Annotated in this window: 23 protein-coding genes; 16 read left to right on the top strand and 7 right to left on the bottom strand. The window is 33.4% G+C overall.

The window, feature by feature from the left end; all coding sequences use genetic code 11:
- Positions 1-215: 215 nt before the first annotated feature.
- The 10 genes from HGK31_RS10895 to HGK31_RS10850 all read left to right on the top strand — a co-directional run bounded on the left by HGK31_RS10895 (position 216) and on the right by HGK31_RS10850 (position 8,963).
- Complete coding sequence (locus HGK31_RS10895; RefSeq protein WP_191859879.1) at positions 216-401, top strand: hypothetical protein; 186 nt, start codon at positions 216-218, stop codon at positions 399-401.
- 737 nt (positions 402-1,138) lie between these two features.
- Positions 1,139-1,939 carry a type IV toxin-antitoxin system AbiEi family antitoxin domain-containing protein gene (locus tag HGK31_RS10890; RefSeq protein ID WP_191859877.1) on the top strand — a complete coding sequence of 267 codons (801 nt, stop codon included), beginning with the start codon at positions 1,139-1,141 and terminating at the stop codon, positions 1,937-1,939.
- A gap of 163 nt (positions 1,940-2,102) precedes the next feature.
- On the top strand, positions 2,103-2,657 hold the full coding sequence (locus tag HGK31_RS10885; RefSeq protein WP_191859875.1) for a nucleotidyl transferase AbiEii/AbiGii toxin family protein: 555 nt from the start codon (positions 2,103-2,105) through the stop codon (positions 2,655-2,657).
- 5 nt (positions 2,658-2,662) lie between these two features.
- Entirely contained in the window at positions 2,663-2,950 is a 288-nt protein-coding gene (locus tag HGK31_RS14720; protein WP_191859873.1) for a nucleotidyl transferase AbiEii/AbiGii toxin family protein, read from the top strand.
- 140 nt (positions 2,951-3,090) lie between these two features.
- Positions 3,091-4,224, top strand: a complete 1,134-nt coding sequence (locus tag HGK31_RS10875; RefSeq protein ID WP_191859871.1) for a hypothetical protein — start codon at positions 3,091-3,093, stop codon at positions 4,222-4,224.
- 1,388 nt (positions 4,225-5,612) lie between these two features.
- Positions 5,613-6,254 carry a hypothetical protein gene (locus HGK31_RS10870; protein ID WP_191859869.1) on the top strand — a complete coding sequence of 214 codons (642 nt, stop codon included), beginning with the start codon at positions 5,613-5,615 and terminating at the stop codon, positions 6,252-6,254.
- A gap of 364 nt (positions 6,255-6,618) precedes the next feature.
- Complete coding sequence (locus HGK31_RS10865; protein WP_191859866.1) at positions 6,619-6,957, top strand: DUF4870 domain-containing protein; 339 nt, start codon at positions 6,619-6,621, stop codon at positions 6,955-6,957.
- Positions 6,958-7,103: 146 nt separating this feature from the next.
- Entirely contained in the window at positions 7,104-7,574 is a 471-nt protein-coding gene (locus HGK31_RS10860; protein WP_191859864.1) for a hypothetical protein, read from the top strand.
- 32 nt (positions 7,575-7,606) lie between these two features.
- Positions 7,607-8,050 carry a hypothetical protein gene (locus HGK31_RS10855; protein WP_191859862.1) on the top strand — a complete coding sequence of 148 codons (444 nt, stop codon included), beginning with the start codon at positions 7,607-7,609 and terminating at the stop codon, positions 8,048-8,050.
- On the top strand, positions 8,034-8,963 hold the full coding sequence (locus HGK31_RS10850; RefSeq protein ID WP_223115339.1) for a mechanosensitive ion channel family protein: 930 nt from the start codon (positions 8,034-8,036) through the stop codon (positions 8,961-8,963). Before HGK31_RS10855 ends, HGK31_RS10850 begins: the two co-directional genes overlap by 17 nt.
- An 85-nt stretch (positions 8,964-9,048) precedes the next feature.
- Here HGK31_RS10850 and dnaN read toward each other — a convergent pair whose 3' ends face one another.
- From dnaN to HGK31_RS10830, 4 genes are all read right to left on the bottom strand, one after another.
- Positions 9,049-10,167: a DNA polymerase III subunit beta gene (gene dnaN / locus HGK31_RS10845; RefSeq protein ID WP_104736002.1), complete on the bottom strand. Its 1,119-nt coding sequence runs from the start codon at positions 10,165-10,167 to the stop codon at positions 9,049-9,051.
- 87 nt (positions 10,168-10,254) lie between these two features.
- On the bottom strand, positions 10,255-12,645 hold the full coding sequence (gene gldG, locus HGK31_RS10840; protein ID WP_191859860.1) for a gliding motility-associated ABC transporter substrate-binding protein GldG: 2,391 nt from the start codon (positions 12,643-12,645) through the stop codon (positions 10,255-10,257).
- 71 nt (positions 12,646-12,716) lie between these two features.
- Positions 12,717-13,013: a putative quinol monooxygenase gene (locus tag HGK31_RS10835; RefSeq protein ID WP_104736000.1), complete on the bottom strand. Its 297-nt coding sequence runs from the start codon at positions 13,011-13,013 to the stop codon at positions 12,717-12,719.
- A 5-nt stretch (positions 13,014-13,018) separates the two neighbouring features.
- A complete protein-coding gene (locus tag HGK31_RS10830) occupies positions 13,019-13,855 on the bottom strand; it encodes an SAM hydrolase/SAM-dependent halogenase family protein (protein ID WP_104735999.1) in 837 nt (278 codons plus the stop codon).
- A gap of 111 nt (positions 13,856-13,966) precedes the next feature.
- On the opposite strand from HGK31_RS10830, the gene HGK31_RS10825 reads away from it, so the two are divergent.
- Together HGK31_RS10825 and HGK31_RS10820 are read left to right on the top strand one after the other, a co-directional pair.
- A complete protein-coding gene (locus HGK31_RS10825; RefSeq protein ID WP_104735998.1) occupies positions 13,967-14,920 on the top strand; it encodes a PhoH family protein in 954 nt (317 codons plus the stop codon).
- A complete protein-coding gene (locus HGK31_RS10820) occupies positions 14,920-15,870 on the top strand; it encodes a phosphoribosylaminoimidazolesuccinocarboxamide synthase (protein ID WP_191859858.1) in 951 nt (316 codons plus the stop codon). Before HGK31_RS10825 ends, HGK31_RS10820 begins: the two co-directional genes overlap by 1 nt.
- Here HGK31_RS10820 and HGK31_RS10815 read toward each other — a convergent pair whose 3' ends face one another.
- Together HGK31_RS10815 and HGK31_RS10810 are read right to left on the bottom strand one after the other, a co-directional pair.
- Positions 15,871-16,236: a TfoX/Sxy family protein gene (locus tag HGK31_RS10815; RefSeq protein ID WP_104735996.1), complete on the bottom strand. Its 366-nt coding sequence runs from the start codon at positions 16,234-16,236 to the stop codon at positions 15,871-15,873.
- Between the two features lie 17 nt (positions 16,237-16,253).
- Positions 16,254-16,625: a DUF2200 domain-containing protein gene (locus HGK31_RS10810; RefSeq protein WP_104735995.1), complete on the bottom strand. Its 372-nt coding sequence runs from the start codon at positions 16,623-16,625 to the stop codon at positions 16,254-16,256.
- Between the two features lie 489 nt (positions 16,626-17,114).
- Here HGK31_RS10810 and HGK31_RS10805 point away from each other — a divergent pair, with 489 nt between their 5' ends.
- The 4 genes from HGK31_RS10805 to HGK31_RS10790 all read left to right on the top strand — a co-directional run bounded on the left by HGK31_RS10805 (position 17,115) and on the right by HGK31_RS10790 (position 20,238).
- Complete coding sequence (locus HGK31_RS10805; protein ID WP_104735994.1) at positions 17,115-17,876, top strand: NYN domain-containing protein; 762 nt, start codon at positions 17,115-17,117, stop codon at positions 17,874-17,876.
- 1 nt (position 17,877) lies between these two features.
- Positions 17,878-18,321 carry a DinB family protein gene (locus tag HGK31_RS10800; RefSeq protein ID WP_104736152.1) on the top strand — a complete coding sequence of 148 codons (444 nt, stop codon included), beginning with the start codon at positions 17,878-17,880 and terminating at the stop codon, positions 18,319-18,321.
- Positions 18,322-18,345: 24 nt separating this feature from the next.
- Complete coding sequence (locus HGK31_RS10795) at positions 18,346-19,527, top strand: C45 family autoproteolytic acyltransferase/hydolase (protein WP_191859856.1); 1,182 nt, start codon at positions 18,346-18,348, stop codon at positions 19,525-19,527.
- A gap of 78 nt (positions 19,528-19,605) precedes the next feature.
- A complete protein-coding gene (locus tag HGK31_RS10790) occupies positions 19,606-20,238 on the top strand; it encodes a MarC family NAAT transporter (RefSeq protein ID WP_191859854.1) in 633 nt (210 codons plus the stop codon).
- On the opposite strand, the gene HGK31_RS10785 is transcribed toward HGK31_RS10790, so the two are convergent.
- Positions 20,213-21,436, bottom strand: coding sequence for a multidrug effflux MFS transporter (locus HGK31_RS10785; RefSeq protein WP_191859852.1), 1,224 nt, complete (start codon positions 21,434-21,436; stop codon positions 20,213-20,215). The two genes, HGK31_RS10790 and HGK31_RS10785, sit on opposite strands and share 26 nt — an antisense overlap.
- Positions 21,437-21,491 lie beyond the last annotated feature (55 nt).

Below are 21,491 nucleotides of genomic sequence, written 5' to 3'. Positions count from 1 at the left end.
AGAGTATATTGCAGCCATAAGGCGATTAGGTTTGATAGCATTTAGGCTAATCATGCTATTCACAGCATTTCGCATTATAGAAGATGATGATGTCAACCAATAAAAGAATGTGAGAATAATGATTTTCAAAATGCGCTAACTATTATTTCTATTTTAGTAAAACATAGTAGTAAGGTATTTAATGATTTACCCATTGAACAAAAGCTGTAAAATGTTTGAATTGTAAAGTACGCTTTTTAGAAAGCCTACCCAAGCAATTCAATAGGCAGGAGTATTTAGATTTAGCAACCAAACAAAACATTCCACATAAAACGGCAGAAGGCTACATCACCAAATTTGTAGAAGCAGGATTAATACATAGAGAAGCTCATAATAGGTATTCAAATCCTACAAAAGCATAAATAAGGAAATTAAGGAAATTGAGTATTTGTTAAAATTGCTTTAGTAAGTTCATATCGTTTTCGATGTCTTACCTTGTCGGCAGTATAATGGTAAGGCACCGTTAAAAATTTTTGAAGCCTTGGGAAAAATTTAGGTATTGGGTTATGGTTTTGCGAAGCAAAAATACCTCTCGACAAGGCGTCTTTTCTTTTGGTTCGTTTTCTTTGGACGAGCAAAGAAAATGAATAGAAAACTACAGGGTTATTAATTTAATGACACTAATACTAAAAAGAATTAACTTGCTAATTTACTCTGCATTACATTCAAAAAATCATAATTCATTAAGAATGTAAAATTGTTAATATCTTTTTCTTTTCCTTTACTTGGCTTTTCTTAAATTAGACAAATATCGACAAGTCTAATTTATTCCTATGACAAACTTCGGGGAGCATGTAAGGACATTACGAGAAAAACGTAAGTTCAGCGAAGCTAAATCTCGCAACTGATCGCAACGTCATTGCGAACATAGTGAAGCAATCTCAAAATAATGCTACGTCTACGGCTTTGACCATATATGGAATAAATGATATTAAAGAATTTTTACATAAAACAACAGACCCCATTTTTTAGGGTTTATTACAACGTAAAAGGTAATTTGATAGCTGCTTTTTTTGATAATGATGTTGGTTTTTAGTAATTTTACCATTCATGTAACAAAAAGACCTAATTTTTGGGTCTTATCGCTACACAAAAAGAAATGGCAGACAGTGTATACATATCCAAAAATTTAGATGCTAATCAACTTCAGTTCATGAAGTTGCTGGAAGCTCATGAGCTATTGTATTTCAACATGCAAGCTATTGAAGAACAGCTCAACCAAAAGTTTGAAAACCTAAACGAAATTCTCGAAAATTTAGTAGATAAGGAATTACTGGTTCGCATAGAAAGAGGCGTCTATGCCTTGAGTAATTATACCAATATAAACGTACTGGCAACCTTTATTGCTAAAAATAGTGCCATTGCCTATTGGTCGGCATTGCATTACCATGGGCTTACAGAACGTTTCCCTAATACAGTGTTTGTAAAAACCACCCAACGGAAAAGAAGTACAGAAATACTGGGCACATCTATAAAATTCGTAACGGTTAAAGAATATAAAAATAAGGGTACAATACAGGAAGGTTATGGTGATAATAGTTTTGCAATAACCGATATAGAAATGACATTGATAGATTGTTTTGACCAAACCCGCTATGCAGGCGATTTTGCAGACTTGATAAAGGCATTTGCTACAGCAAATCTTACCAACAACAAGCTAATTGAATATACCAAAGCCTACAATAATATAGCAGTCATAAAACGATTGGGTTTTTTGGCAGAGGTATTTCACGGTAATAGGCTCAATAGCTTTATCAATTATGCCAAAACACAGGTAAACAAAAAATACAGTTTAATAGATGCAGGTGGTTTACAACAAGGAGAGTTTGTAAGCGATTGGAAATTGCGGATGAACGTTGATTATAATGACCTGTTGCAAATGGCTCAAAATGACTATTGAACTCAATTAACCTTTTTTATTGAAACGAAAATGAGATATTTTGCGTTTAGTTGAAGGTTTTTTTTGAGTTGCATAGCAGCGTTACGGAAAGAAAAAAAAGCGAAAAGTAGGCGTGAAAGAGCCAATTTTTAGCCAATTAGAAAAGTTTAAATGAGTTCATCAAATGATTCTTCAAAAAGAAATAACAGACAAAGCCCAGGAATGGAAAGTGCCTCCAGATACAGTAGATAAAGACTATGCATTGGGACATTTTTTATCGGTATTTGTAAAATACCATAAAGACACCTTGATATTTAAAGGAGGGACGTGTTTGCGCAAGTGTTACATTGAAAACTACCGCTTTTCCGAAGATTTAGATTTTACAGCAGTAAATAAGAATTTTGTGTTGGAACAAAAAACACTGGAAGCGGTGGCTAAAGAAGTAACAAAACAAACAGGTATTCAATTCTTTATAGAACCTGTAAGGCCAGTACTTTTTAAAGACCAACCTAAAGGCTTTCAAGTAAAAATAAAATATTGGGGAGCCAACCATTCCAGGAACCAACCACCACCACCACACAACCGTTGGAACACCAAAATAAAACTGGAAGTCAGTACCGATGAGCTAATGCTGTTGGATACCGAAATGAGAAACATAATGCATCCGTATTCTGATGAATTAACAGGCGAAAAACAATGTAGTTGCTATAGTATTAACGAAATAGTCAGCAAAAATTAAGAGCATTGGTTCAGCGTTCATATACAGCGCCAAGAGATTTTTATGATCTCTACCATCTAACACAAGAGTTTACCAAAGCAGATTGGGAAAACATCAAGCCTATATTTCTAAAGAAAATGGAACATAAAAATCTGGAGTACAAAACACCGGAAGATTTAATAGACGATTCTAAATTGGCCAATGCAGAACGGGCTTGGAAAAATAGTGTAGAGCATCAAATAAAAAAAGACCATCAACCAGAGGCAGATGAAATAATTAAAACTGTAGCAGAACGTATTAAAACTTATTTGTAATTGATTTAAAAATTTTTAAAAATGAGTATTGTAAGTGTTATAATGAAAAAGTTGTTTCTCATAGTATTATGGGAAACACTTATTGAAAGGTTTGGTAATAGTCCAATTGAATATGATGGAATGACATTAAAGTTATAACTATGTCCGAAAAGATTAAAATACTATCACGAGAAGAATTATATAATTTGGTTTGGTCTAAACCATTAACAACTTTAGCCAAAGAATATGCTTATTCAGATAATGGCTTGCGTAAAATCTGTATTAAGCATAATATCCCATTACCCAATTCTGGTTATTGGTCAAAAATAAAATTCAATAAAAAAGTAAAAAAGGAGAAACTACCTAAAGCAGATGAATCTCATGAAATTGAATTATACATTCGTAAAGAAGGTCAAGAATTCATTAATCATCCAAATTCTGAAAGAGCAAAAATCAAACAAGAAATTGAAAATAGTGAATTGCCTTTAGTAGTTCAAGATAGGTTGTCAAAACCTGATGAGTTGATTGTTAAGGCAAGGGAAGATTTGAAAGAAAAACAACCATCAACTTGGGGTACTTCTGAAGGTTTATTATCTACATCATCAGGAATTATTAATCTACAAGTTTCAAAGTCTAATCTATCGAGAGCATTACGTTTTATGGATGCTTTTATTAAGCTAATCAAAAAAAGAGGCCATAGTATTAAAGTGACTGATGGAACAATTGTAGTTATCAATGGAGAAAACTTAAAAATTAGAATAAGAGAATTTGTAAAAAGAGAAGAAATCAATGATAACGGTTGGAAACGTTCAGGTTATAGACCAACAGGGGAGTTGTCTTTTCGATTAGAAGATACATATCCTGAAAAAATATGGAGAGATGGAAAAAACTCTCAAATTGAAACGAAGTTATCAACTATACTTGCCACCCTTGAATTAAAAGCTAAAGAGAACAAAGAAAGAAGAATAGAAAGAGAAATTCAGCATAAACTGTGGGAAAAGCAACGCCAAAAGGAAGAAGAATATAAAAAGTTAAAAGAAAACGAATTTAAAGGCTTCGAAAAACTCTTTGGCAAGGCTACTAGATGGCACAAGGCACAATATTTAAGGAATTATATCAGAGAGTTTCAAGAATTTAATGAGAAAAATAATACGTTAGATGAAGAAAAGCTTCAATGGATAGAATGGGCAAAGGAAAAAGCAGATTGGTACGACCCATTCATTGAAAGAGAAGTAAAACTATTAGAAGATATAGATCGAGACACGTTAAAATCAAAAAAGAATTACTGGTATTAATTAATATAAATAGCAGGTAATAAGGTGTTCGTCAGTTGTTCCATTTTGTTCCATAAAGCATATCTGCAAGTTACTTTGAAGTATCTTTGTCACCCGAGCGTGTCATCTCGATCGCAGTCGAGAGACGAGGGGTCTCATTACAAGAAGTAAATCAATAATAAAAAGGCTTGCATATACCATACATAGCACTACTGCGGTGGCACATCCTTGTTAGTACTATGTATTTGCTTTACTTCACACACTACACAACTTCCTCACCCGCAGCTACTCTTGCACCCTAAAACCCAATAATGTTTGCTCTTGTGGCGCATATAAAAATAATTAGGGTACAACCGCTGCTTAGTAATTTGGCTCGCCTGCTGTTCGCTTCGGGCTAATTAGGGGTGTCACTGTTTTTGAAGGCATCCATTTTGCATATAAAATAACCGCTTCAAGTAAATTGAAGTTTTCAAATACTTTTAGAACCGCTTTAATAACTGATTAAATAACCTTTAAACCCAAAAGCGGATTATTCTATATTGCAAACGCACAGCAAGAGTAATGCATTCAATCAGCTATTTCAACCATCACACAACCCATTTTTAAATTGGCAATTGCTCGTTAGTAAAAACTAAAATCCTCAATTTTCTTTATATACTTTCAACCCTTAAACTTGAATTTAATTAATTGAAAAACTCACAATTGCTAAATTTTAAAAACGGTAGCCATCCTTCAATAGCTTCATTCAATTGTTACACTTGCTTTCCCACGCTACACCCAAGCTATAGCCAACGGCATCAAAAACCTGCGCCACCCTTGCGTTTACAACGTAGGCGTGGTAGCCTTATCAGGCTATTTTCCCACACCACCCTTGCTCAACTCGCTGTCGGCTCGCTATTATGTCTATCGCCATACGCTACGCGATTACCTGCTAAAGAAAGTTATATACTAAATCAAATAGTTATTCTATACATTATTTATAGGGTGAATACAAGTCAAGTTTTTTATTGAAAAACTTTGTTATATATTTAAATTGATCACCTGAAAATATTTTATGATTTTAAGAAAAACTAACTCTATTATAGATGAGAATGGATATTTAAATAATACTCAAGATGATAATTTTTTAATTTCATTAATGCTCTAATTGAAAACAGTTTTGTTTTGCCTAATCAAACACCAGTTGAAATACATCCTTATAAAAAAGACCTTCCTTTAGAAAATTTTGATAATTATATCATAGGAACATTTCCCCAATTAGCTATTTAAATGACAATACACTATTAAATAATGTAGGCCTAAACACATTATATTATCCAAATGGAAGATTATTATTTGAACCAGAAATTCCATTTTATCATGGCAATTCAAGAGAGTTTAGTCTTTGGCAATATATTCTGGATGAAAACTTGTTTAATCATGTATTTGAAGAACTCGATAGATTAGCTGCAAAAGATTTTTTAAAAAACTATCTACAGGAAAATAAAATAAATTATTCAGACATTATTGATTCAACTAAAAGAATAGAATATTCACCAAGCGATTCCTGTTTAGAAAATATTGTTATAAACGACGATTTATTGAAGAAAATCTTTGTAAATAATAATGTTAATAGGCTTTTGTTTAATACTGCAAGTACATTTAGTTTAGAAGGTATAAAAGTACATCAGAATAATGTTGAAAATGGTATTATAGGAAGGATAAGTGCAAATAAAACAGCCAATTCATTTGACCTGTTTTTTAGAGCCTTACAGGATAGGAATTGTATGATTGAATTTAGTATCGAGAATGATAATTGGGTTGAAGTTAATGTCAATAATATTGCGGCATTATCAAATATCTTCAAAGCTAAAATAATCTTTAAAGCTAAAATAGTTATACCTGCAAATAATGGCTTATTTAATAATGAAAAAGAAATCACAAAAGAGATTTATGTTGTCACCCCTTTTAGTCCAGCTGCTAGGGGGAGGGTTAATTCTAATCCAGTTATTCTTAATTGGCGTCAACAAAATAATAATCAAGACAGAAGTGTATTACTCAAATTGTTGTAATACCAACAACCTACGCAGGAGATACTATAGAGTATTTATGGCGTTTATACTGCTGATAGTAGCGAAGTATCAGACAGTACTTATTTAGGCTCTGGGATAGCCAATTAATTGCTTAGTGCTTTTATTTGAAAACCGCTCAAATCGAGCGGTTTTTTATACAATATTCGTAAGTGAATTTATTAATGATTGCTCTTGTTTTACTCTTTTTATGAATTTTTTGTATCCTATTTGTTGCCCAAACACGAGGAACCCTTTAATTTAAATAAAAGTTAAATATTGTATCGGAAATTAAATTCCATTTTTTCTGTAACGAATTGTAGATTCTAGCGTCATATAAGTACATCAATCTTTTAAATTTATTATCATGAGGCAAGACAATCAACTTTTAGTTTTGACACACTTAAGTCAATTATTGACTTTTATAACTGGCTTTGGAGGTCTTATTGTACCGTTAATCATTTGGGCCACTCAAAAAAACAATGTATATGCCATGGATGAGCAAGGAAAGCGAATTATTAATTTTCAATTAAGCTTAATAGTATATGCCATTATATGTATTCCAGCTATTTTACTTTTAGGTCTTGGAATATTTGGTTTAATAATAATTGGCTTAATTTCCCTAGCATTTCCAATTATAAATGCCATTAAAGCAAGTAATGGTGAAACGCCACGATACCCATTATCTCTTAATTTTATTAGTTAGTTAGATTAAATCGAGATAATTAAAACGCTCACCGCATGGTGAGCGTTTTTTATTTGAGTTAATAAAAATTTTATCTAAGCACTCATCCTAAATCTTCAAAATTTAATTTAGAGTATTAAAATTTATAATTAAAAGATTGTAATGCTATGACTTCATTTTTAAAAACTTCTAAAACTAAACTTCGGCAGTTACAAATACAAAGTTATCAGACAGAAATGGGTTTACTTCGATTATCAGAAAACATTCAATATTCTCTTTTACGTGAATATTTTGTTGCAAAAGCATTGGAACGCTTTAAATTTAGAATAGAATTAACAAATTTCTTTTTAGAATCTGATATACCTATAGAAATTTCAGATTCAGATTCCGTAATGTTTGAAATGCAATGGTTACAGTTCCCTATTCTTCATGAGATACAAAATAAGGAGGCTCTGATGGCAGCTGTAAAAGAGAGTGACAAAAGAACGATTAGAGATTATCAAATATTAATTGATGAATTGGAATTTTATCCAGAATTAAGAAAGCTACTGCAAAAGCATGTTATTAAAATTCAGTCTAGCTATAACAGTTATAATAGCTCAATATATTTGAATAGAATTCGACAAGCAAGCGCTTAATTATCAAAAACATACCAATTTTATTAAGTATAATGGATAAAAACGATTTATATAGAAAAGAACTCTTAAATTTATTAGCATTGTGTAAACAAATTGAGGATGCTCTAGCCAAATTAAAAGGTGATTTTCTTACACATAAAGAAGAAAAATTGGTTTCTGCAATAAATTCGGTAAATAGTCGAGATATTAATTTATTTAAGAAATCGGTAAGTGATAACAATTATAATTTAGGAAACACCAAAGATAGTGTTGCTGAAGAAATTTTAAAAAACATAATTGAATCATCACGTGAGAATATAGAATCTGTTGTTAAAGGTCAAGGCGTTTTGGCATCCTTAAATAGACTTTTGAATTATAAAATTGCCAATTTAGAAAATGTCAAACAAATGAAAATAGCACCAAGCATACCATATATTGAACAAGCTTTATCTTCTAATAAAACACTAAAAAAACAAATTTTTGATAGTATCACTTAATAATGTCCAACAGAGCGATGAAAGTATTATCACGCTTAAAGAATCACTCGTAACTTATTGGAACGAGTTTATACAGAGTGTTCCTAATATTATCCTTGCCATTGTAATTGTGGTAATCGGTTTTCTGTTATCGCAGTTTATATCAAGATTGTTTAAAAAAGCTATTTCCATAAGAGCCAGTGATCCATTAATGATTAATTTTTTAACCAAAGCAGTGAAGTTTTGTGTGGTGCTTTTGGTTATAATGTTTGCCTTAAAAATTGCTGGTCTTGGTGGTGTAGCAGCAGGTGTATTAACAGCTGCTGGAGCATCTGCTGTGGTTATTGGTTTTGCCTTTAGGGATATTGGTGAGAATTTTATTTCAGGTATTATTCTTTCATTTAATAGGCCTTTTGATGTTAATGATACGGTTAAGGTAGATGATATTTTCGGAAAGGTGAAAGCTCTAGAATTTCGGTATACGAAATTAAAAACTTTTGACGGTCGCGATGTTTACATTCCAAATAGTGATATTATTAAAAAAGCCGTTTATAATTATACCGAAGATGGCTTCTTTAGATTGGATTTTATAGTGGGAATTGATTATGAAGACGATATTGAATTAGCCAAAACCGTCATTGTTGAAACGGTAAGAAACTCCGAAGGTGTCATTGAAGATGAAGAGCACGAATGTTTCGTTGCAGTCGATTCGCTAGGAGTAAGTACTGTTAATTTAAAGGTGTTATTTTGGACACTTACTAAAGAATACCGAAAACGAGCTTTGGATGTGCGAAGTGATGTCATAAGAAACGTCAAAAACGTAATAATTGAAAATGGCTTAAATATGCCTGCCGATATTACGGAAATAAAACTTTATGGTTCGCAAACAAGCATACCAGTAACGGTAAATCATGAACCGAAAAAGGAAAGTTGATTTTTGTTATTTCAGTAAATTAAAACGCCCTCAATCGTGGGCGTTTTCTCATTTTGATATAATATCTCTTTAAGTGATATTATAATTAATTATTCAGCATTACTGGCATAACGAGCATAGTTACTTGCTCACCTTCGTCTAGGCCATCAACTGGTGTTAAAATACCTGCACGGTTTGGCAAGCTCATTTCAAGCTGTACATCATCTGATGTTAAGTTGTTCAACATTTCAGTTAAAAAACGCGAATTAAAACCAATTTGCATATCATCACCTTGATAATCACAAGTTAATCGTTCTTCAGCTTTATTACTGTAATCAATATCTTCAGCAGAAATGTTTAATTCAGCTCCTGCAATTTTTAAACGAATCTGATGCGTGGTCTTATTAGAGAATATACTCACACGTCTTACAGAATTCAAAAATTGTGTGCGATCTATTGTTAGCTTATTAGGGTTTTCTTTTGGAATAACTGCTTCATAATTAGGGTATTTCCCATCAATTAAACGGCAAATTAATTCAACGTTTTCAAAAGAAAATTTAGCATTAGAATCATTGTATTCAATAGTTACATTTTCATCACTTGCTGATAAAATCCCTTTTAAAAGATTCAAAGGTTTTTTAGGCATAATGAATTCTGTTACTTCACTGGCACTAACATCTTCACGCGAATATTTAACTAATTTGTGAGCATCAGTAGCCACAAAGGTTAATCCTTCAGTCGAAAACTGGAAGAATACGCCACTCATTACAGGACGTAAATCATCATTTCCTGCAGCAAAAATAGTTTTGTTTATTGCTGTTGCTAAAATATCACCATTTAAAGTTGTAGAGCTAGCGTTTTCTAAACTAACAGCTTTAGGAAACTCATTACCATCAGCATATGCCAAAGCATACTTACCATGGTTAGAACTTATTTCAATAGTATTATTGTCTTCAACCACAAAAGTTAGGGGTTGTTCTGGAAAAGTTTTTAAAGTATCTAATAATAATCGAGCAGGAACAGCAATGCTACCTGAATTATCACTTTCTACTTCTAGTTTAGCTGACATAGTGGTTTCTAAATCACTTGCCGATATGATGAGTTCAGTATTATTTAATTCAAAAAGAAAATTATCTAAAATTGGTAGGGTGTTTGAGTTATTTATAACACCACCAAGAACTTGCAATTGTTTTAATAAATAGGTACTTGATACTATAAATTTCATCTAAATAATATACGTTTAACGTTCAATAGTTTAATAACTACAAATATATCCTAAAGCTGTTAATATAAGAAACAAACTTATCAACATTTAGTGCGCATATTTTTTCTTCCTGAAATAATTGAATAACCATCCGAATATAGCCAAAAACACTAATGGTAATGCTATGTTTAGGGTTTGCCATTTACTTTTTTCAGCTGCTATTTTTTGATCGTCCAAAAAAGCTACTGTGACTTCTTTGGAACGAATGTTTATAAGTCCGTCATCATCCAATAAATAATTTACGGCATTCAACAAAAGTTCTTTGTTACCATAAGTTTGCCCATTCCATCTATCAAACCCTAGTTCTTGTGGGCCATTTCTGCCAATTTCATTCTTTATAATATCACCATCTGCAATGACTATCATTTTTGTAAGCATACTGCTTGGTTTGTCATTTGAAATCTCAAAAGGTTTCACTCGGTTGTTATAAACCGAAGTAAATTCGCCCTCCAATAAAACAGCTAAATTCTGGTTTCCTTTTGAATAGAGTTCAGGGTTTGGTTCTTGAGTAGTCATTTCTAGACTAATTTCTCGAGGAGTACCATCTATTTTAGAAAGGATTGAACTTTGTAATAAGATGGTTTTATCAACAGATGTTGGATTTTTTAAGGTGTCTATTTGATTAGCAAAATCAAACTTAATTAAGTTGAGATTGTTAATTATTGGATGTTTCAGTGTGGGATTTACCAAAGGTGAATAAAACCATGGGAATTGCTGAAACTGTGATTGACTGCCCTCACCAGTGGCTAAAGTTATTTGGGCTGAATATAAATCGTTTATTAAAACAGGGTTAATACGAATGCCATACTTGAAAAAGAAATCGGTTAAATTCAAATCTCGAGAAGTGGCTATGGCTTTCCCAGAAGCATTATAAAGACTGTCCTGTTCCATGGCAACGGCATCAATAAGCCATAGACTTTTTCCACCATTCATGGTGTATTGATCTAATGCATACTTTTCTTTTTCACTAAATGCTTCAGTAGGTTTTGCCGAAATAATTAAATCATAAGCTTTGAGCTCATTTAAGGTTTTTTGAGGGCTTTCAGCAACGCTATCAAGGGTAAATGGCGCAATAAAATAATAGTCTTTTAGGGTTTTTACAAAATCAAATAGATAAGGGTCCTGAAGTTGATTATTGCCTTTTAAAATAGCAATTTTACGTCGTTTAGGGTTTACGAGCTTGCTAAACCCATCTGCAAAAGCATACTCCAGATGTTGAATGGAGCTGATAGCTATTTCTTGAATTGTTGCACCAATTTTATTTTTTACTAGAGGTATTTTAACGGTTGTATTATTATAACTTGCCAATGCCCAAGGAAAAACAACCTCTTGACTACTTTTTCCAGCCTCCTGAACGGTCACTTGCATAGGTGTTAAGCCTCGGTTGGTTAACTGCTGAATATTACGCTCTCTGGAATTATCGTCTTCTAATGGATTAATGAAATTGTAAATGATTTGGTTGTTTTCAGAAACAAACTCATCTAATAGTTGTTTAGTTTCCATTTGGAGTCTTCTAAACTCCGAAGGTAAATTGGTTCCGTCTAAAAATACATCAATAACAATAGGTGATTCAACCGTTGTAATAGTTTGCTTAGCAGCATCACTTAAGGTATAGCGTTTATCTGAAGTTAAATCAAATCGTTTGTAAATAGATTGTGTGAAAATGTTTAGAACCAATAACCCCAAAAACAAGATAACGATGCTTGTAAGTCTTTTTTTATCAAATTTTTTGGTAGAAATATTGAGGTTTGTCAACAATATAAAAAACAGGGTGATACTCACAAAATATAAAATATCTCGAGTATCAATGACACCACGACTCATACTTTTATAATGGGTACTCATACCTAGTTGTTCTAGAAAACTACTCGATAGAATATCAGCTATACCTTCAAAACCAATGTAGAATAAGAAGCACAGAAAAACAGCTGTAATAAAGGCGACAATCTGATTGTCTGTAATACTGGATGAAAACACACCAATAGCAGTATATGCGGCGATTAAAAAAAGCAATCCGAAGTAAGAGCCCAATGTGCTACCAAAATCAATATTTCCAATAGGGTTTCCTAATTCATAAACAGTATAAACATAAAGAAGCGTCGGTAATATGGCGACAATGATTAGCAAAATGGTTCCAAAATATTTACCAAAAACTATTTTTAGATCGCTGATAGGTTTGGTTAAAAGCAATTCTAAAGTGCCTTGTTTCTTTTCATCAGCAAAACTTCGCATGGTAACAGCAGGAATAAGAAAAATAAGAATCCATGGAGCTAATAGAAAAAAGCTAGACATATCAGCAAAACCGTTATCAAGAATATTAAATTCTCCAGAAAAAAGCCAAAGAAAAAGCCCATTTAAAGTTAGAAATATGGCAATAACCAAATAGCCTATTGGTGAGGCAAAAAAACTATTGATTTCTTTTCTTAAAATGGCAAGCATATATAATTCTAATTTAAAATGCTATGAGATTTCTAAACAAGTTAGAAATGACATAGACTATTATTATGTTATCATGTAAGTGAAACTAATTTATCAACACTCCATGCTTCGGGTTTGGCATTAAACAGTGGTTTCGTTTTAGACCAAACATTTTTAAATAATTCGGAATGTCTGTAACTTTCCAAATCGGCTTCAGAATTCCAATAACTATACGTAAAAAACACGTTTGTATTGTTTTTGTCTCTATATAATTCCAGAAATTGGCAACCTTCAAACTGACGTATTTTAGTTTTGTTCATTTCAAAGTTTTTCAAAAACTCATCAATATGTTTTGGCTCAAAACTCATTTTAACAATGCGTACAAACATGTGTGTCAAATTTTTTCAAAGTTAACAGTTACCGTATCCATCAAATTCAATCCCATTAACGTTGAGGCACTTCCTACGGTAGCCATGTTACTTTTGTAAACTGCAATTTCAAGATAATTGGAGGCATTAAAAACCACAAGTCCTCGACCTTCATCATTTCTTTTTTCGTGAGGAATAGTAAAATCTACTATATCACTATATTTTTCATGAATCCTTTTAAACTTATTATTCCTTGCCGAAATAATAAATGAGCGTCCCTTTTGAATAGTCTCAAAAAATGGCTTTTTAATATTTGTAATAACGTTTCCGTAATTATCAATGTAAATAATACTTCCTATTATCTGGGTCTGATCGTCATTAACAAAAGGAATGATGTTTTTTATAGGCTTAATATGGTCAATAACTTTTCCAATGACTTCCAATGTTCCACCACGAGCAATGTGGCAAGCCACTTTCACAAAAACATCCAGTACCGGAAAACTGGTTTGAATTTTATCATGAATGTTTATTTGAACGATTTTTTCAGGAGCTATTTCGGCACAAATCATACTCATAATACCATTGTTGGCGCAAATAAAATAGTGGCCATCCAGTAAAACAGCTATGTGTTTGTTTTCAACATTAATTTCAGAATCAATACCAATAATATGAATCGTTCCTTTAGGAAAACTGACATAAGCATTTTGAATGATGTAAGCAGCCTCTGGAATACTGAAAGGAGAAACTGAATGAGAGATATCAACAATTTTTACATCAGGTAATTCATTATAAATAGCTCCTTTTGTCGCACCAGCAAAGTGATCTTTCTCTCCAAAGTCAGTCGTCAAAGTGATTATTGCCATATAGGAATTGTTGATATTTTTTTAACCTAACACATATTAAAAATGTGTAGTTTTGTTTAAACACAAATCTAATAAAACTTAATAGATATTTTTAATTAAATCAACTAGCTTTTGAACGAAATCATAATCGAACTTGAAGAGGTATCACCAAAAGATTTTTTTGGTGCTCAAAACGCCCACATTACACTCCTTAAAAAATACTTTCCAAAACTAAAAATTGTAGCCAGAGGCAATAAAATAAAGGCCTATGGAGACGAAGACCTACTAGAGGAATTTGATCGCAGATTTAATATGCTCATGGAGCATTTTATGAAATACAACAAACTAGATGAAAATACAATTGAACGTGTTTTAACCAGTCAAAGTAAAGATGATTATACAACTAGTGAGGCTAGTGGTGAGGTTATAGTCCATGGTGTTAGCGGAAGATTGATAAAAGCGCAAACTGCCAACCAACGCAAATTGGTTGAGAGCATGCGTAAAAACGACATGGTTTTTGCTATAGGACCTGCTGGAACGGGAAAAACCTACACAGGTGTGGCATTGGCTGTTCAGGCTTTGAAAAACAAGGAAGTTAAGCGTATTATCTTAACACGTCCGGCCGTTGAAGCAGGTGAAAATTTAGGATTTTTACCAGGTGATTTAAAAGAGAAGTTAGACCCTTACATGCAACCATTGTATGATGCTTTACGCGATATGATTGCCCCTGAAAAGTTGGCTCATTACATAGAAAATGGAACTATTCAAATTGCACCATTGGCATTTATGCGTGGCCGTACTTTAGACAACGCATTCGTGATTTTAGATGAAGGTCAAAATACTACTCATGCGCAAATGAAGATGTTTTTAACACGTATGGGTAAAAATGCCAAATTTTTATTAACGGGTGATCCTGGGCAGATTGATTTACCAAGACGTACCATTTCTGGACTAAAAGAAGCTTTATTGATATTAAAGAATGTAGAAGGCGTAGGAATGATATTTTTGGATGATAAAGATGTTATTCGTCATAAATTAGTTAAGAAAGTTATTGAAGCCTACAAAAGCATTGAGAATAGAGAGTAATGAATAATACCATAACAGATACCAATTTCAATTTTCCAGGTCAAAAAAGTGTTTACAAAGGAAAAGTCAGAGAAGTTTACAACATAAATGATGAGGAACTAATCATGATTGCTACCGATAGGTTAAGTGCTTTTGATGTGGTGATGCCTAAAGGTATTCCATTCAAAGGACAAATACTAAATCAAATTGCAACAAAAATGATGAAGGCTACCGAAGATTTGGTGCCAAATTGGCTAACAGCAACACCAGACCCGAATGTAGCTGTAGGTCATTTATGCGAACCTTTTAAGGTGGAAATGGTCATTCGTGGGTATATGTCTGGTCATGCTGCTCGTGAATATAAAGCTGGAAAGCGTACTTTGTGTGGTGTTGAAATGCCTGAAGGTATGAAGGAGAACGATAAGTTTCCAGAGCCTATCATTACACCTGCTACCAAGGCAGAAATGGGTGACCATGATGAGGATATTTCAAGAGAAGACATTTTAAAAAGAGGAATTGTATCTGAAGCAGATTATCTGGTGCTTGAAGATTATACGCGAAAACTCTTTCAACGAGGAACAGAAATAGCGGCTTCACGCGGTTTAATTTTAGTTGATACCAAATACGAATTCGGAAAAACCAAAGACGGTAAAATTGTATTAATTGATGAAATTCACACACCAGACTCATCGCGTTATTTTTATGCTGATGGCTATCAGGACCGTCAAGATAGTGGAGAGACTCAAAAACAATTGTCTAAAGAGTTTGTACGCCAATGGTTAATATCCAATGGTTTTCAAGGGTTGGAAGGACAACAGGTTCCTGAAATGTCTGATGAATATATTAATTCCGTTAGTGAACGTTATATTGAATTATACGAAAATATTACGGGAGAAACTTTTATTAAGGCAGATGTGTCCAATATTCAAAAACGGATTGAGCACAACGTTCAGTTGTATTTAAAAGCCTAATTACTTCTTTTTAGACTTACTAGCTTTAGCTAGCGGATTAAAAGCCAAACACAAATCTAAATAATACGATAAATCTGTTTCGGTATCAAAGCCTTCAGGCGTCACAAAAACATAACCACGCATAGGCCTTCCTGTAAAGTCCATAGGTAGGCAATGCTTTTTTTCCAATTCTTTGGTGTAGGCATCTTCACCAATTCTAGCCATAAGTAAATTGTCACCATACTTTTTGTCTAAATGAATACCACAAAGCATTTTGTTATCTACCTTAAAGCATAGTCCACCCATCATTTTAAGTTCAGAAAAATGTTGATGCTTTTCTTTAAGTTGGTTTCTAATTCTATCAGCTAGATAGTCGTCATAAGCCATGATGTGAATCTTGTTGGTTAAGCCGTGCGTTTAATTTTTTCCATTTTCCGGCCCTTTGCCAATTCATCAATCAGCTTTTCCATTTGCCTACATTGTTTGTACAATTCAAATTCATCTTCTATTTCCTCAATGCGATAACCACAAACAACGCCTTTAATCATGTGGGCATTAGGATGCATGTTTGCTTCTTCAAAAAATGTTCTATAAGTAGCTTTCTCATCAATTAGAGCTTGTATTTTGCTGTCATCAAAACCAGTTAACCATTCGATGACTTCGTTGAGTTCTGCTTTCGTTCTGCCATTTTTTTCCAATCTATTCAAGTAAAGTGGATAAATAGATCCAAAAATCATATTAGCAACTTGTTCATTTTTTTTAGCTGTTACTTTCATTTTTTATTGTAATTAATTGATGCTAAAGTTTTTGAGTTTTGTAGCAACTAATTTAGTAAATAAAAGCTGAATAAAAAACCTGAGAGACATTGAGTAAGGTATAAGTCAAAACAATTCAAGCTAGGGAATCTGTCATGTTGAACTATCCACATTTTTACAGTAAAGGACGCCAAAAGCTACTTGAAATCTTTTTTGGGTTAACTATAGGTCAATCTTTCTTAGTTCAGATGTTATCGAAAAAATACCAATAAAAAAAGGTAAGCACGTGTGCTTACCTTTTGCCCCAAATCTACCATAAACTTAACCTACTTATGTTATGGTACTGCCAATATAGAACACCACAAAGTTATTATCCATAAAAAGTTGTTAAAAAGCAATAATACTCTTTAAAGAGTAAATGCTGTTCATACAAAACATTCCGTGCAAAGTATTAGTGGTTTAATTACAGTTCACTAACTTTACCAAAACCAACAAAATTAAAATACCCTTATGGATATTAAATTGGCCGTACTTATTGACGGCGACAACATCCCATCGGCCTACGTAAAAGAAATGATGGAAGAAATTGCCAAATATGGCAACCCAACAATCAAACGTATTTATGGCGACTGGACCAAACCACATCTTTCCAAATGGAAAAACATGCTATTAGAAAATGCCATAACACCTATTCAGCAATATGGCTATACCCAAGGTAAAAATGCCACTGACTCTGCTATGATTATTGATGCTATGGATATTCTCTATAGTGAGAAAGTTAACGGCTTTTGTCTTGTTTCGTCCGATTCTGATTTCACACGTCTGGCAACCCGATTGCGTGAAGCTGGTATGCAAGTGTATGGCATAGGTGAGAAAAAAACACCCGAACCATTTATTGTAGCCTGTGATAAGTTTATTTATATTGAAATATTAAAACAACAAGCTACTGATAGTGATTCTGGAACCAAAGATGCAACTACGGCTTCTAAACCTAATTATGATAAAGTAACACCAAAAGTTATTCAGCTTATTTCACATACCATTCAAGATTTAGCTGATGATGATGGCTGGGCCTTTCTGGGTGATGTAGGTAGCTTGCTTCAAAAAAAGCAACCCAATTTTGATTCGCGTAATTATGGCTTTCAAAAACTCACACCACTTATTGAATCTATAAAGGATTTTGAGATAGACAAACGCGAGAGTGGTAATGGCCGTTTTAAATTGGTATATGTTCGCAAAAAACAACGTAAAACCCGTAGAAACAGAAAGTAATATGTTAAGCCATACACTCATTAAGCTTTTTCAAAGAGATCTTACCAAGTTACAAGAGGAAATAGCAATGTATGAAGATGACAGTCAGCTCTGGACTATTAGAAGTGGCATTTCAAATTCCGCAGGAAATTTAGCCTTACATCTAGTAGGCAATCTGAATCATTTTATTGGTGCCGAATTAGGCGCTACTGGTTATGTACGACAGCGAGATTTGGAGTTTTCAAGTAAAAACATTCCGCGAGATACGCTTGTCAATCAAATAGAAAATACTAAAACCATGATTGAAAGTACGCTCCAAAACCTTTCTGAAGAAGATTTACAAAAAGAATACAAGCGTCGCCCTTTTGAGGATTATATGACAACCGAGTTTTTTTTAATACATTTAAGTATGCATTTAGCGTATCATTTAGGGCAAATAAATTACCATCGTCGTTTAATAAACTAGTAATCTAACATAAAACGAAAAACCATGTTTAAAAGAATCGTAATCTCACTAATTGCCATATGTACATTGAATATGGTGGCTCAAGAACAACCTACTAGTCGCGTTTTAAAAGAAATGACCCTCACAGGAACAGGCTACGAATTAGGCTTACAACATGGTAAAATGCTTAAGACTGAAATTGGTGAGATTGTTACCAAATGGAAAGCCAATACCACAAAATATTTTAAAAAGGATGCTGAATTAACATTGGACGACTTTTATAAGCAAGCCAATTATGAAGCTGCCATAAAAAAATGGACTCCCGATTTATACGAAGAGGTGAGAGGTATTGCAGAAGGTTCTGGTCAAGCCTTTAGAGATATTTTAGTTCTAAATCTTCTAGATGAATTTTGGGTATATATTGACGAGTTATACAATCACCATTGTAGTGATGTTGGAGTTCCATCTATTAATGGTAGTACTAGCTATATTGCCCAAAATATGGATATTGAAAACTATACTGATGGTTATCAAACCTTAATACGGTTGGAACGAACCGCAAGCAGACCAGAACAATTAATATTAACGCATCCAGGTTTAATTGCTCTTAATGGTATGAATGAAACTGGGGTAGGTGTAGTCGTTAATACTATCATGCAACTGAATGCGTCGTCTTCTGGTTTACCAGTGGCTTTTGTGGTTAGGCGCATTATCAATTCAACGGATAAAGATGATTTAATCAATTTTATACAAACGGTTAATCATGCTTCCGGACAAAACTATATTATAGGAATTCAAGGCGATGTGTATGACTTTGAAGCATCGGCAAATCAAGTCGTTCGTTTCAACCCCAAAAATACCAATGGTACGGTTTATCATACCAATCATCCTATAGTAAATACCGATGTAAAAGAGTGGTACACTGACTATAAGCCAACTGAAGAAAATAAAAGCAAACTACTACAGAGTTCCAATAGCTATTTGCGATTGACAGCTCTAGAAAAACGCATGGTAGGAAATCCGCTAATTGATGACAACATTATTATGGAAGCCTTACGTTCCAAAGACAACCCAGATAACCCGGTTTGTAATACTAATAATCAGGATGGAAGTGGCTTTACCTTTGCATCGGTAATTATGACCTTAACGGGCGATCTCAATTTTCAAATTACGGCAGGACCACCAGATGAATCCGAATACAAATCGGTAACATTCAGTAGTAAATAATTGACCATTTGCTCACCATAGTTTAAGTATTTGGTAACCTTTGTTTTAGCAAAAAGAACGGAATTTGCATCAAAAACTATGGACTTATTTTTAATTAGTTTTGGTGCTTTATTTTCCATCATGAACCCTTTGGGAACTGTTCCGGTATTTGTAGGATTAACTCAAGAAAACACAAAGAAAGAACGAGCCGTCACCGCGTTTTGGACAGCAATTGATGTGTTTGTTATATTACTCTTATCCTTTTTCGCTGGTAAGTACATTTTATCCTTTTTTGGAATAAGCTTGAATGCTCTTAAAATTGCCGGAGGTTTAATTATAGCCTCATCAGGTTTTGCGCTTTTAACAGGTAAGTTTAAAGAGCACAAAGGAATGAAACGTGAAAAAGTACAAAAAGATATTCAAACACGTGATGCTATTTCTCTAACACCTTTGGCTATACCTATGTTAGCTGGACCCGGAACTATTTCATTATTAATTACTTATAATCAAGAGTATCAAACAGCTTATCAAATAGGCACCATTTTAGGCGCTATGGTTTTAGTAACGGCAACCATTTATCTGATTCTAAAATCGGCACATGCTATTGTTAAGTTTTTAGGAGCTTCTGGCATCAACGCGTTATCACGTATTATTGGGTTTATAGTAATAGCCATTGGTGTCGAATACATTATTGGCTCTGTAATCGCTATTTTGTCGCAGGCGATTTTATAGAACTGTTTTTTACTGTAAAGAATAATAGAACAGATAAACACCCACATACTGAAAAACCAATAAACAACGGTAGTACACTATCTGTTACGAAGCTACCTATAAAATTTGCAATAGGAACAGCCATGATGGTTGAAATAAAACCGTTTAAGGCAGCACCTATACCTGCAATATGGCCTAGTGGTTCCATAGCTAAAGAACGTAGATTACCAAATAGAAAGCCTATAGCAGTAAATTGAAGCCCAAAAAACATGACCAATACCGATAAATCAGGGTTTATACCTGATGAAAATAGAATGACATATAAAATAGAAATTACGCAATAGGCGATAGCTGCAATAATGGCAATACGTTTCATACCAAATCGTAATACCAATGTGCTGTTTATAAATGTTGAAAAGCCAATAGCAATTGCTAGACTAGCAAAAATATAGGGAAACAAATCTGCTAGATCATATTGATGTTCAAATATTTGTTGGGAGGTACTTAAATACACCATAAACGAACCTGTAATTAATCCAGATATAAACGTGTAGGCTACTGCGTCTTTTTGTTTAAAAAAGGTAATGGTTCCAGCTATAAGTTGTTTGTTTGATATGTTGTTTCGTGATTGTACTGGAAGCGTTTCAGGTTGTCGCTTCCAAAACCAAAGCATCACTAAAACACCAAATATCAAATTAAAATAAAAAATAGATTGCCAGTCATAGAAAGTAATTAAAAACTGTCCGAAGGTTGGAGCAACAACAGGTACCAGAATAAAAATCATCACGACAAAGGACATCACCTTTGCCATGTAATCGCCACTGTAGGTATCCCGAACCATAGCAATACTTATAGTACGAGGAGCAGACAGCCCGACACCTTGAAGGATGCGTCCTAAAATCATTATTTCAAAACTTTTGGTTGTCACACAGATAACACTAGCAACAACAAACAGCATAAAACCAGTGTAAATTATGGGTTTACGCCCAAAACTATCAGACAAAGGACCAAAAATAAGCTGACCAAACCCTAATCCCAAAAAAATCATGGTGACCAATAGCTGATTTTTGGAGACATCTACAACGCCTAACGTGTTTCCTATATCTGGTAAAGCAGGTAATAAGGCATCTATGGATAAGGCAACTATGGCCATCAATGAAGCCATTAAGGCAATAAACTCAATATTAACGGAACCGTTGGGAGATGATGTTTTTAGCATGGCACAAAGGTACTCCCTTCAATTGTAATCTCACCAAGTAAAATATTAAAGGATT

The sequence above is a fragment of the Hanstruepera ponticola genome (assembly GCF_012931685.1).
GTDB classification, from domain to species: Bacteria; Bacteroidota; Bacteroidia; order Flavobacteriales; family Flavobacteriaceae; genus Hanstruepera; species Hanstruepera ponticola.
Note: the sequence above shows the minus strand (reverse complement) of the source record. Positions and strands in the feature narration are given on the sequence as shown.

Excerpts from the sequence above, each read along its gene's own strand:
- HGK31_RS10890 (WP_191859877.1), top strand. The coding sequence starts at position 1,139 with ATGGCAGACAGTGTATACATATCCAAAAATTTAGATGCTAATCAACTT.
- HGK31_RS10885 (WP_191859875.1), top strand. The coding sequence starts at position 2,103 with ATGATTCTTCAAAAAGAAATAACAGACAAAGCCCAGGAATGGAAAGTG.
- HGK31_RS10875 (WP_191859871.1), top strand. The coding sequence starts at position 3,091 with ATGTCCGAAAAGATTAAAATACTATCACGAGAAGAATTATATAATTTG.
- HGK31_RS10865 (WP_191859866.1), top strand. The coding sequence starts at position 6,619 with ATGAGGCAAGACAATCAACTTTTAGTTTTGACACACTTAAGTCAATTA.
- HGK31_RS10860 (WP_191859864.1), top strand. The coding sequence starts at position 7,104 with ATGACTTCATTTTTAAAAACTTCTAAAACTAAACTTCGGCAGTTACAA.
- HGK31_RS10855 (WP_191859862.1), top strand. The coding sequence starts at position 7,607 with ATGGATAAAAACGATTTATATAGAAAAGAACTCTTAAATTTATTAGCA.
- dnaN (WP_104736002.1), bottom strand. The coding sequence starts at position 10,167 with ATGAAATTTATAGTATCAAGTACCTATTTATTAAAACAATTGCAAGTT.
- gldG (WP_191859860.1), bottom strand. The coding sequence starts at position 12,645 with ATGCTTGCCATTTTAAGAAAAGAAATCAATAGTTTTTTTGCCTCACCA.
- HGK31_RS10835 (WP_104736000.1), bottom strand. The coding sequence starts at position 13,013 with ATGTTTGTACGCATTGTTAAAATGAGTTTTGAGCCAAAACATATTGAT.
- HGK31_RS10830 (WP_104735999.1), bottom strand. The coding sequence starts at position 13,855 with ATGGCAATAATCACTTTGACGACTGACTTTGGAGAGAAAGATCACTTT.
- HGK31_RS10820 (WP_191859858.1), top strand. The coding sequence starts at position 14,920 with ATGAATAATACCATAACAGATACCAATTTCAATTTTCCAGGTCAAAAA.
- HGK31_RS10815 (WP_104735996.1), bottom strand. The coding sequence starts at position 16,236 with ATGGCTTATGACGACTATCTAGCTGATAGAATTAGAAACCAACTTAAA.
- HGK31_RS10810 (WP_104735995.1), bottom strand. The coding sequence starts at position 16,625 with ATGAAAGTAACAGCTAAAAAAAATGAACAAGTTGCTAATATGATTTTT.
- HGK31_RS10805 (WP_104735994.1), top strand. The coding sequence starts at position 17,115 with ATGGATATTAAATTGGCCGTACTTATTGACGGCGACAACATCCCATCG.
- HGK31_RS10800 (WP_104736152.1), top strand. The coding sequence starts at position 17,878 with ATGTTAAGCCATACACTCATTAAGCTTTTTCAAAGAGATCTTACCAAG.
- HGK31_RS10795 (WP_191859856.1), top strand. The coding sequence starts at position 18,346 with ATGTTTAAAAGAATCGTAATCTCACTAATTGCCATATGTACATTGAAT.
- HGK31_RS10790 (WP_191859854.1), top strand. The coding sequence starts at position 19,606 with ATGGACTTATTTTTAATTAGTTTTGGTGCTTTATTTTCCATCATGAAC.
- HGK31_RS10785 (WP_191859852.1), bottom strand. The coding sequence starts at position 21,436 with ATGCTAAAAACATCATCTCCCAACGGTTCCGTTAATATTGAGTTTATT.